The following is a 3,601-nucleotide window of genomic DNA, read 5'->3' as shown; positions in this document are numbered from 1 at the left end:
CGAAGCCTCACGACCACACTTCATGCATTGACTTCAGCGGGTGTTTTTACCCCTCATAAACCCGTGGATGAGCGTGTCAGGCACACTCAGGTTGCCTTATTGTCAACGCTACTTGATGCAATAATATTCAAGTGCAACCAACAACCTCAAGCCCGGGACATTGATGCCCGGGGCATCGCCAACCAGCTGTGGGCAATAGCGAAACTGGTAGACAACGGACAGGAGCACACACCAGGGCTCAAAGAGGCCGTGGCCGCGCTGTTGCCACATGTGAATGCAAAGAAAGACCAATTTATTCCTCAGGGCATTGCCATCCTGCTGTGGGCTATGGCGAAACTGCTGGACTACGGGCAGGAGCAGACACCAGAGTTCAAAGAGGCCGTGGCCGCGCTGTTGCCCCGCGTGAACGCACAGAAGGACCGATTGAAAGCTCAGGACATTGTCAACCTGCTGTGGGCCATGGCGAAACTGGTGAACAACAGGCAGAAGCAGACACCAGCGTTCAAAGAGGCCGTGGTTGCGCTGTTGCCCCTCGTGAACGCGCAGAAAGGCCAATTTAATGCCCAGCATATTGCCAACCTGTTGTGGGCCATCGCGACACTGGTGGACAACGGGCAGGAGTGGACACCAGAGTTCGAAGAGGCCGTGGCCGCGCTGTTGCCCCACGTGAACGCACAGAAAGGCCAGTTTAGTACCCAGGGTATCACCAACATGCTGTGGGCCATGGTGAAACTGATGGACAGCGGGCAGGAGCAGACACCAGAGATGAAAGAGGCCGTGGCCGCGCTGTTACCCCATGTGAACGCACAGAAAGACCAATTTAATACCCAGTGTATCGCCAACCTGTTGTGGGCCATGGCGAGCCTGGGTGAGTTCGTTGAGCTGAACGTGGTTACATTTATGTTTGAATCGCTTGTCTACCGAATCAGTGAAAATCCTCAGTCCTCTCAACAAGAGATATTGATGTCTCTCTGGGGAGTAATGGTGTGCTGTGCCAGGTTGTCTCTGGTCCGCAATGCCAATAAAATTAACGTGCTTGAAAAGCAAATGGATGACCTGTTTACTCGTCTTGAAAATACATCCTCAGACAGTGAAGAGGATCAACGAATCATTGCCATGGCCGCAAGCTGGCTTGGTAAAGCCTGCCCGGTCGCCCCCCATTACCGGACAAATATTTCAAAACCTCAAGCCGACTTTCACAATCAACTCCAATTATGCATGCCATCTTTAAAGATTGAAGAGGAAAAGAGTCTGAACTCATTATCGCCGGTTGACCTGCTACTGCCAGATCACAACATTGTTATTGAAATTCAGGGACCGACTCATTACGTGAGTGGTGATTTCAAAACCAGGAAGGGTTCGACTCTGCTGAAAATCGCACTGCTGAAAAAATCAGGATTTGAGGTCATTGAAGTTCCGACTAACACGCTTTGGAACCGGGATTTATTAAAACCCTGCATTGATCAAATAAAGACCAGGGTCAACATCTCGTTACAGAGGTAAGTAGTTGACCAAATAAAATCGTTACTTAACCGTCAAAGAACATTCAGAAGAGCAAACAGACAAACCAGAATACAGTTAATAACTGTTTGTCTCGCTCCGGATGATTTGCAAGTAGATGGATTGAACTAATGACCAATACTTCGGTCTTGATAAGTAAGCACAGGCTAATACCGGCTCAAGCTGAATAAACTGTTTGATCTTATTGATGACTCATCGGCATGGAGAAATGTAATGATTAAAAGTATGGTCACTGATAATTTACAGGCTCCGACTACACAACAGGGATTTACCAGAGAAACTCTCCCTGACCAACCTGATCATGTCGGGCAAAAACTTAACATCGCCCCACAATTGACAACCGACGTCGATGGAATTCAGGAACAACAGGCCGCCAGTCTTTCCAGCCGAACCATTACTGGCTTGAACCCTCATTCTGCGTCGTCACCTGAAACTTACTGGGAAGCAGCCCACATGGATAATAATCCCCGGCGCAATTGTTGTGTGAGCTATGTCAATGTATCGGGTACGGCTGAACCGAAAACTGTCCAGATTGGCAACCAGCAACTGATGACACTGGATGCTTCGCAAGCATTTGTTGATTGGGCTCTAGAGGAATACAAAAGCCATATAGAATTCCATAACTTCAGCTTCCTGGTTGATTTTTTAAGGAAAAACAGCGAAATCGAATACATTGTTGATATTGGCTGTGGTTTCGGAGCAATATCCCTGTTAATGCAAAACTATCTCAATGAGCTGTACCCCCAGATCAAAGTAGTTCCTGTAGATATCAAAAATGCTTACGCTAATTGCGATGGAACTTTTTGTGACGATCCACAGCCCATCAACATAATTCCGGCTCAGGAAATTGCTGGCGCAAATCCTGCAACCACTTTATTTACCGCTATACACGCTTATACCGGCTTGCCTTCGGAAAAAAGGCAACTTTGCCAAGAGATTGCACAGGGGAAAACAGAGTTTTATCTCACTACACTCATAAAAAACAATCCTGGTTGTTTTGTCCTGATCACCGAAGACCCGTGCGTATGCTCACCCCAGCAATATATTCCCCCGGAGCTGGTGTACACCAAACATTACCACGCGCTTGCGCAGAGCTGTACGCTGGAGGAGCTTGCGACACAACCTCTTCGCCAGGCAAAAGCCGCAGAAATGAACGCAGAAAACGCTGATATCTACCGGTTAAACCAGTTGCTGGCAAAACTTCCTGCGCAGCAGGATCATTATCTATCTTTGACCTCCATGTATACAGAAGATCTTCAATGGCAAATTCGCTCAGTACCTTGGCGATACACGCCGGATTATATCTTCAATGGTGCTCTTAAAAGGATGACACTGGACGAGAGGATTAAATCCTTCGATAGCATCAAATCTGAGGTCAAAAAACATAACCTGGAGTTACGTTGCTGGCATGTCTATCGCCAGGATATCAGTGCCTCAGAAGCTTCCCGGTGAATCTGGACAGCCACCAAGACACACTCAACTGATGGTCGGACAGAATTACCTCAAACACGCTTTTATAGATATTTCAGCAAAATGAACTTCTGAACAGAACAGCAGTCTGCTTTTTATATTTTCATGAATTAATGAAATGTAATTATGGATAGCCCCCCTGCTGGCATCAGTGGTCAATACACAAGACCAGGCAATGATTACAACCAACCGGAAAATCGTGCCGCTTCTTCAAGGCCCGGGCGATATAGACATGCCGCAGTCAGACAATGGGATTACCCCTCCCGCACTGCACCGGGTCGCAATGAATTTTACCATTCTCCTGGCACACACTCTTCTCAACATCTACTGCGCCGTTCAGTAAACCCTGCTCAAAATTTTAATGCCCTCATCAACCAGGAAATAATGGCTGGTCTGGTGAGTAAATCGAATCGTTTCGGTCATAGCTATAATGGGAGACCTCACAGCCAATATGCCAATTCAATTAAAAAATACACGTCAGCTTCTAACCCGAATATTTCATAAACGCTGCTACAGTTCGAGTGTTTGATGTTTTTTCGAACAAACATGGTCTGTCAGATTGTATCAGCGTATTTCTCTGCGGTGACATTGCATCCCGACATGTTTTTTT

Annotated in this window: 3 protein-coding genes; all 3 read left to right on the top strand. The window is 47.0% G+C overall.

The window, feature by feature from the left end; translation table 11 throughout:
- The coding region (locus J7439_RS25020) for an RAP domain-containing protein (RefSeq protein WP_209204775.1) at positions 1-1,503 on the top strand (1,503 nt) is incomplete at its 5' end.
- 231 nt (positions 1,504-1,734) lie between these two features.
- On the top strand, positions 1,735-2,973 hold the full coding sequence (locus tag J7439_RS25015) for a hypothetical protein (protein WP_209204774.1): 1,239 nt from the start codon (positions 1,735-1,737) through the stop codon (positions 2,971-2,973).
- 144 nt (positions 2,974-3,117) lie between these two features.
- The gene (locus J7439_RS25010; RefSeq protein WP_209204773.1) at positions 3,118-3,495 is read left to right on the top strand and encodes a hypothetical protein; all 378 of its coding nucleotides are present in this window, start codon (positions 3,118-3,120) and stop codon (positions 3,493-3,495) included.
- Positions 3,496-3,601 lie beyond the last annotated feature (106 nt).

The sequence above is a fragment of the Salinisphaera sp. G21_0 genome (assembly GCF_017744115.1).
Lineage (GTDB): Bacteria > Pseudomonadota > Gammaproteobacteria > Pseudomonadales > Endozoicomonadaceae > Endozoicomonas.
This window is presented reverse-complemented; position numbering and strand designations above follow the sequence as displayed.